The sequence below is a fragment of the Pseudomonas sp. Cab53 genome (genome assembly GCF_018325965.1).
Lineage (GTDB): Bacteria > Pseudomonadota > Gammaproteobacteria > Pseudomonadales > Pseudomonadaceae > Aquipseudomonas > Aquipseudomonas chlororaphis_E.
The window spans coordinates 6252502-6259290 of record NZ_AP021902.1 but is presented as its reverse complement, the minus strand read 5'-3'; the positions used below and the strand labels follow the sequence as shown (position 1 = coordinate 6259290).

Genomic DNA, 6789 nt, shown 5'->3' with positions numbered 1-6789 from the left:
AACTCGGTGGATAAACGATCTGTGGATAACTACCGGTTCAGCACACAGCTTATCCGACAGCGCAGCACAGCCTGAACACCGCTTTCCCGTGTAGTTGTCATTCTCTGTACACATTGATCTAGAAGGGCTTGAATGGGTTATCCACAGATGGATGGCAGCCTAGCTTCTATAAGCTTTACAGAAAAGCTTTAAATAATTCCCTTCTTTATATTTATGTCTGGCACCGGAGGATGGACCCACTCGAGCGGCTGGATATCTATTTAAAGGAAACGTTGGTTGGAAATTGACCTAGAGGCTTGCTTTCTCTAGAATCCCCGGTCTCTTAAAACGGGGGCCATTCCGGCCCGTTGTGGACGAACCAGGTAACACGACATGAAACGTACTTTCCAACCAAGCACTATCAAACGCGCTCGTACCCACGGTTTCCGTGCTCGCATGGCTACCAAGAACGGTCGTGCCGTCCTGTCGCGTCGTCGCGCCAAAGGTCGTGCGCGTCTGGCAGTTTGATAATCCGGCACTGGAGGTGAGTCAGGACTTCAGTCGGGAAAAGCGTCTGCTTACTCCCCGGCATTTCAAGGCAGTCTTTGACTCCCCTACCGGCAAGGTTCCGGGGAAGAATCTCCTGCTCCTTGCGCGCAACAACGATCTCGATCACCCCCGACTCGGGCTGGTTATCGGGAAAAAGAGCGTCAAGCTCTCCGTTCAGCGCAATCGCCTCAAACGTCTGATGCGCGAATCGTTTCGCCTGAACCAGGATTCACTGGTCGGATGGGACATTGTTATCGTCGCGCGCAAAGGTTTGGGTGACGTAGAAAACCCCGAATTGATTCAGCATTTCGGCAAGCTCTGGAAGCGTCTGGCCCGTAACAAGCCGGTACCAGCAGCCAACACCGAAACTGTAGGGGTAGACAGTCCAGATGCGTAAACTGGCACTCGTTCCGATCCAGTTTTACCGCTACGCCATTAGTCCCTTGATGGCCAACCACTGTCGTTTCTACCCCAGTTGTTCCTGCTACGCGTATGAAGCCATAGAAAATCATGGCCTTCTGCGCGGTGGCTGGCTGACCTTTCGTCGTTTAGGTCGCTGTCATCCGTGGAATCCCGGCGGTTATGACCCGGTTCCGCCTATCCCTACCTCCCGTTCTTCTTCGATGGCCGAGTAATCATGGATATCAAACGCACGATCCTGATCGTCGCCCTGGCAATCGTGTCCTACGTCATGGTCCTTAAATGGAACCAGGACTACGGCCAGGCTGCCCTGCCGACTCAGAATGTTGCAGCCAGCAATACCGCACCGAGCCTGCCGGATGCCCCTGTTGGCAACACGGCTGCCAACAATGACGACATCCCACGCCCGGCAAGCGATGCCAGCGCACCCGCCGAAGCCCCTGTGGCCGCCAGCAAGGATCTCATCCAGGTCAAGACAGACGTGCTCGAGCTGGCAATCGATCCACAGGGTGGTGACATCGCCCAGTTGAAGCTGCCGCTGTATCCCCGTCGCCAGGACCACCCGGAAATTCCGTTCCAGTTGTTCGATAACGGCAACGAGCGGACCTACCTGGCCCAGAGCGGCCTGATCGGCACCAATGGCCCGGACGCAAACCCGGCTGGCCGCCCGGTCTACGCTGCCGAGAAGAAGACTTATCAACTGGCTGACGGTCAGGACCAATTGGTCGTGGACCTGAAGTTCAGCAAGGATGGCGTCAACTACATCAAGCGTTTCACCCTGAAACGTGGCCTGTACGACGTGACGGTCTCCTACCTGATCGACAACCAGAGCGCTCAACCCTGGTCCGGTGCGATGTTCGCGCAGCTCAAGCGTGACGCCAGCTCCGATCCTTCCTCCAGCACCGCCACCGGTACCGCGACTTACCTGGGCGCTGCCCTGTGGACAAGTTCGGAGCCGTACAAGAAAGTGTCCATGAAGGACATGGACAAGGCGCAGCTCAAGGAAACCGTCCAAGGTGGCTGGGTGGCCTGGCTGCAGCACTACTTCGTGACCGCGTGGATCCCGCAGAAGGGCGAAAGCAACGTCGTCCAGACCCGCAAGGACAGCAAAGGCAACTACATCATTGGCTACACCGGCCCGGCGTTGACCGCCGCACCAGGTGCCAAGGCTGAAACCAGCGCCATCCTGTATGCCGGTCCAAAAAGCCAGGCCGTCCTGAAACAGTTGTCCCCAGGCCTGGAATTGACCGTGGACTACGGCTTCCTGTGGTTCATTGCCCAGCCAATCTTCTGGCTGCTGCAACATATCCACAGCATCGTCGGTAACTGGGGCTGGTCGATCATTTTCCTGACCATGCTGATCAAGGGGCTGTTCTTCCCATTGTCGGCCGCCAGCTACAAATCCATGGCGCGCATGCGTGCAGTGGCACCGAAACTGGCCGCCCTGAAAGAACAGCATGGCGATGACCGGCAGAAAATGTCCCAGGCCATGATGGAGCTGTACAAGAAAGAGAAGATCAACCCGTTGGGTGGATGCTTGCCGATCCTTGTGCAGATGCCAGTGTTCCTGTCGTTGTACTGGGTGCTGCTCGAAAGCGTGGAAATGCGCCAGGCACCGTTCATGCTGTGGATTACCGACCTGTCGATCAAGGATCCGTTCTTTATCCTGCCGATCATCATGGGCGCAACCATGTTCATCCAGCAGCAATTGAACCCGACACCTCCGGATCCGATGCAGGCGAAGGTCATGAAAATGATGCCAATCATCTTCACCTTCTTCTTCCTGTGGTTCCCGGCGGGTCTTGTGCTGTACTGGGTTGTGAACAACGTGTTGTCGATCACCCAGCAGTGGTACATCACGCGTAAGATCGAAGCGGCGACGAAAAAAGCCGAGGCGTAACTTGCTCTGTGGATAACCACACAAAACGCCCCCTAGTGGGGCGTTTTGCTATCTGCCACTTTTGTCTGGATTCCGGTTTATGAGCGCACCGCGTGAAACCATCGCCGCCGTTGCCACTGCCCAAGGTCGTGGCGGTGTCGGCATCGTCCGTCTTTCGGGGCCTCTGGCCAGTGTCGTGGCCAGGGCGATCAGTGGGCGCGAGCTCAAGCCGCGGTTTGCGCACTACGGCCCGTTCTTGAGCGAGGACCAACAGGTACTGGACGAAGGCCTGGCCCTTTATTTTCCGGGCCCGAATTCGTTCACCGGCGAAGACGTGCTGGAGCTGCAGGGCCACGGCGGTCCCATCGTGCTGGACATGCTGCTCAAGCGCTGCCTGGAACTGGGCTGCCGCCTGGCCCGGCCGGGCGAGTTCAGCGAGCGCGCGTTCCTCAACGACAAGCTCGACCTGGCCCAGGCTGAAGCCATCGCCGACCTCATCGAAGCCAGCTCGGCCCAGGCTGCGCGCAACGCGTTACGTTCCCTGCAAGGCGCATTCTCCCAACGTGTGCATAACCTCACCGAGCAACTGATCGGCCTGCGCATTTATGTCGAGGCGGCGATCGACTTCCCGGAAGAGGAAATCGACTTCCTTGCCGATGGTCACGTCCTGGCGATGCTGGACAAGGTCCGCGACGAGTTATCCACAGTGCTGCGCGAAGCCGGGCAGGGGGCCTTGTTGCGCGATGGCATGACCGTGGTGATCGCCGGACGGCCAAACGCCGGTAAATCCAGCCTGCTGAATGCATTGGCCGGTCGCGAGGCTGCCATTGTCACGGACATCGCCGGCACCACCCGGGACATCCTGCGCGAACATATCCACATCGACGGCATGCCGCTGCACGTGGTGGACACCGCCGGACTGCGTGACACCGACGACCAGGTGGAAAAGATCGGGGTCGAGCGGGCGTTGAAGGCGATCGGCGAAGCCGATCGTGTGCTGCTGGTGGTGGATGCCACCGCACCGGAAGCAGACGATCCGTTCGCCTTGTGGCCGGAGTTCCTGGAAGTCCGACCGGACCCAGCGAAAGTCACCTTGATTCGCAACAAGGCCGACCTGACGGGGGAAGCGATTGCCTTGGAGGTCAGCGACGATGGCCACGTGACCATCAGCCTGAGCGCGAAGTCGGCGGGGGTAGGCCTGGAACTGCTTCGCGAACACCTCAAGGCTTGCATGGGCTACGAGCAAACCTCGGAAAGCAGCTTCAGCGCCCGACGTCGGCATTTGGAAGCCTTGCGCCAGGCCAGCGCGGCCCTGGAACACGGTCGCTCCCAACTGACCTTGGCCGGTGCCGGCGAACTGCTCGCCGAAGATCTGCGCCAGGCCCAGCAGTCACTGGGTGAAATCACCGGGGCTTTCAGTTCCGACGATTTGCTGGGACGGATCTTCTCCAGCTTCTGCATCGGCAAATAAAAAAAAGGGCTGTGGACAATTTATCCACAGCCCTTTTTGGGGTCACCAGTTGTAGGAAACGGTGCCGAGCAGCGTCCGGTCTTCACCCCAGTAGCAACGCCCCGCATCGTTGCAGCCCGACACGTACTCCTTGTCGAACAGGTTTTTCGCGTTCAAGTCGACACTCCAGTGCGTGTCGATCTGGTAGCCGACGGCGGCGTCCACCAGGGTGACGTCGCCAGCATCGAGCTTTCCGTACAGAGTGGGCGCGGTGTAGGCGAAGGCACTGTCGAAATAACGCACGCCGCCGGCCACGTACAAACCTTTCAAGTCGCTTTCCAGGAAACGATATTTGGCCCAGAAAGACGCCTGGTTACGTGGCACACCAGTCATCTGGTGCCCTTTTACCAGGGACGTCGCCGAGTCCTCGGTCACCCGCGCATCCGTGTAGGTATAAGAGGCGGTGACATTCAGGGCAGGGCTCAGGTTGCTGTTGAGCTCCAACTCCACGCCTTTGGCACGACTTTCCCCCACCTGTCGATAGGTCGACGTGGTGGCGTCGAAGTAGGTGTCGTCCTTCTTGCGCAAGTCGTAGACCGACGCGGTGAAGGCTGTGTCCCAGCCGATGGGCTCGTACTTGAGGCCGATTTCGTACTGGCTGCTGGTGATCGGTTCCAGCGGCGTGCCGGCGTTGGAGATCTGCTGCACCGGGACGAATGCCGTCGAGTAGCTGACGTAAGGCGTCATGCCGTTGTCGAACTGGTACATCAGGCCGCCCTGATAGGTGAACTTCTTGTCTTTGGAACTGATGTCGCCGGCGCTGGCGACCTTGTCACGAAAATCGCTGTCCACCCAATCCTGGCGTCCGCCCAGCAGGAACAACCAGCGGTCGTACTTGCTCTGCAGCTGGGTATAAACCCCTTTCATCTGCTGTTCGAGCAAGGTGTTCTGCACTGCGATGGGTGTCTTCGGATCCCCTGTGTACACCGGATCATAGATATCCACAGGCCCCACGAATCCGGCATTCCAATCCTGGTTGAACGAGGTCCGGTCATAACTGGCGCCGAACAGCAGCGTGTTTTCCAGGCCGCCGACCTTGAATTTGCCTTCCAGCTGGTTATCCAGCGAATACACCATCGACTTGTTGAAACGGTCATAAGCGGTGACGTTCACACGGCGACCAAAACCGCCGTTGTTCAAGCTGCCGGGCCAGGTTTCATGGCGGGTGATGCGTGATTGCAGGTAACGCGAATTCTGGCGGAACTGCCAATCGTCATTGAGGCGATGGCTGTATTCGTAGCCGGTGCTCCAGGTTTCCCGCTCGAAGGTGTTCCAGTCCGGATCACCGAGCATGGTGTCTTTGTCCAACTGGCCGTTCGGGTTACTCAGCAGCGTGCCGGCGGCCGGCAGCCCGAGCTCCATGTTGGTGTGGTCTTTCTGATAGTTGGCCAGCAGGGTCAACGTGTTGAAGTCATCGAAATTCAGGGTCAGGGAGGGCGCTATGTAAAGACGGTCATCCGGTACGTGGTCAGTCTGGGTATCGGCGTTGCGGCCCAACATCACGATCCGGCCCAGGATGTTGTCGTTATCGGCCAGCGGCCCGGAAACATCCACACCGATCTGGCGTCGGTTGTGGCTCCCATAGCCCAACTGGACTTCACCCTGGGGCACCGCGGTCGGGCGCTTGCTGACCAGGTTGACCAAGCCGCCCGGCGCGTTCTCGCCATACAGCAGCGACGAAGGCCCGCGGAACACCTCGACACGCTCCAGGCCATAGGGCTCTGAGCTGGTGTCATAGCGATTGCCCTGCACCCTCAAGCCATCGCGGAGCAGGCCATAGCCGTAGTCGGTGGCGTTGAAGCCGCGGATGTAGAACAGGTCGCCGGCCAGGCTGTCACCGGCCGCGAAGGGTGGGGCGAAGATGCCCGGCACGTATCCCAGGACTTCGGTCAGGGTCTGGGATTTCTGGTCCTTCATGCGCTGGCCGGTCACCACCGATACCGAGCGCGGCGTTTCCGACAGCGGTGTGCTGGTTTTAGTACCGATACGACTGTTTTGTGCCTTGTAGCCCACGTCGGCAGCGTAATCCAGGTCCATCGGGTTGGCCGCCAATGCGTTGATGCTCGTGGGGGCCAACTCCATGGATTGATCTGTCGGCAGGGAGTACAGGGTGTAGCTGCCTGGCGCCTGCGCCACGGCCTGGAGCCCCGAGCCCTGCAACAGCTGCACGAATCCCTGCTCAACCGAATAGTCACCGGTCAACCCGACGCTGCGTTTCTGGCCGGTTTGCTGTGGAGAAAATGAAAGGATGATGTTGGCCTTCGCGGCGAACTGGCTCAGCACGTTATCCAGCGAGCCGGCAGCAATGGCGTAATGCTGCGTGGCGGTATTGGCGAAGGCGTTGGAAGCCATTACCAGGCCGCTCGCGGCGCTGGTCATCAACAGGCTGTAGGCGATGCAATGCTGGGAAAATCGCTGACGAAACGTAGGAAAGCGCATGTGTGGGTAAGCC

Annotated in this window: 6 protein-coding genes; 5 read left to right on the top strand and 1 reads right to left on the bottom strand. The window is 58.9% G+C overall.

From position 1 onward, the window contains the following. The first annotated feature begins 372 nt into the window (after positions 1-372). The 5 genes from rpmH to mnmE all read left to right on the top strand — a co-directional run bounded on the left by rpmH (position 373) and on the right by mnmE (position 4298). The gene (rpmH, locus tag KI241_RS27650) at positions 373-507 is read left to right on the top strand and encodes a 50S ribosomal protein L34 (protein ID WP_003213577.1); all 135 of its coding nucleotides are present in this window, start codon (positions 373-375) and stop codon (positions 505-507) included. Between the two features lie 16 nt (positions 508-523). Beyond that, positions 524-925 carry a ribonuclease P protein component gene (rnpA, locus tag KI241_RS27645; protein ID WP_042727829.1) on the top strand — a complete coding sequence of 134 codons (402 nt, stop codon included), beginning with the start codon at positions 524-526 and terminating at the stop codon, positions 923-925. Next, entirely contained in the window at positions 918-1163 is a 246-nt protein-coding gene (yidD, locus tag KI241_RS27640) for a membrane protein insertion efficiency factor YidD (protein ID WP_080921994.1), read from the top strand. The genes rnpA and yidD overlap by 8 nt, the downstream gene beginning before the upstream one ends. Before the next feature lie 2 nt (positions 1164-1165). Further along, positions 1166-2848: a membrane protein insertase YidC gene (gene yidC, locus KI241_RS27635; protein WP_042727815.1), complete on the top strand. Its 1683-nt coding sequence runs from the start codon at positions 1166-1168 to the stop codon at positions 2846-2848. 79 nt (positions 2849-2927) lie between these two features. Further along, positions 2928-4298 carry a tRNA uridine-5-carboxymethylaminomethyl(34) synthesis GTPase MnmE gene (mnmE, locus tag KI241_RS27630; RefSeq protein WP_212803200.1) on the top strand — a complete coding sequence of 457 codons (1371 nt, stop codon included), beginning with the start codon at positions 2928-2930 and terminating at the stop codon, positions 4296-4298. Between the two features lie 42 nt (positions 4299-4340). On the opposite strand, the gene KI241_RS27625 is transcribed toward mnmE, so the two are convergent. Beyond that, positions 4341-6776: a TonB-dependent siderophore receptor gene (locus KI241_RS27625; RefSeq protein WP_212803199.1), complete on the bottom strand. Its 2436-nt coding sequence runs from the start codon at positions 6774-6776 to the stop codon at positions 4341-4343. Positions 6777-6789 lie beyond the last annotated feature (13 nt).

Bases quoted from the DNA above. Each gene is read 5' to 3' on its own strand.
- rpmH (WP_003213577.1), top strand. From the start codon at position 373: ATGAAACGTACTTTCCAACCAAGCACTATCAAACGCGCTCGTACCCAC.
- yidD (WP_080921994.1), top strand. From the start codon at position 918: ATGCGTAAACTGGCACTCGTTCCGATCCAGTTTTACCGCTACGCCATT.
- yidC (WP_042727815.1), top strand. From the start codon at position 1,166: ATGGATATCAAACGCACGATCCTGATCGTCGCCCTGGCAATCGTGTCC.
- mnmE (WP_212803200.1), top strand. From the start codon at position 2,928: ATGAGCGCACCGCGTGAAACCATCGCCGCCGTTGCCACTGCCCAAGGT.
- KI241_RS27625 (WP_212803199.1), bottom strand. From the start codon at position 6,776: ATGCGCTTTCCTACGTTTCGTCAGCGATTTTCCCAGCATTGCATCGCC.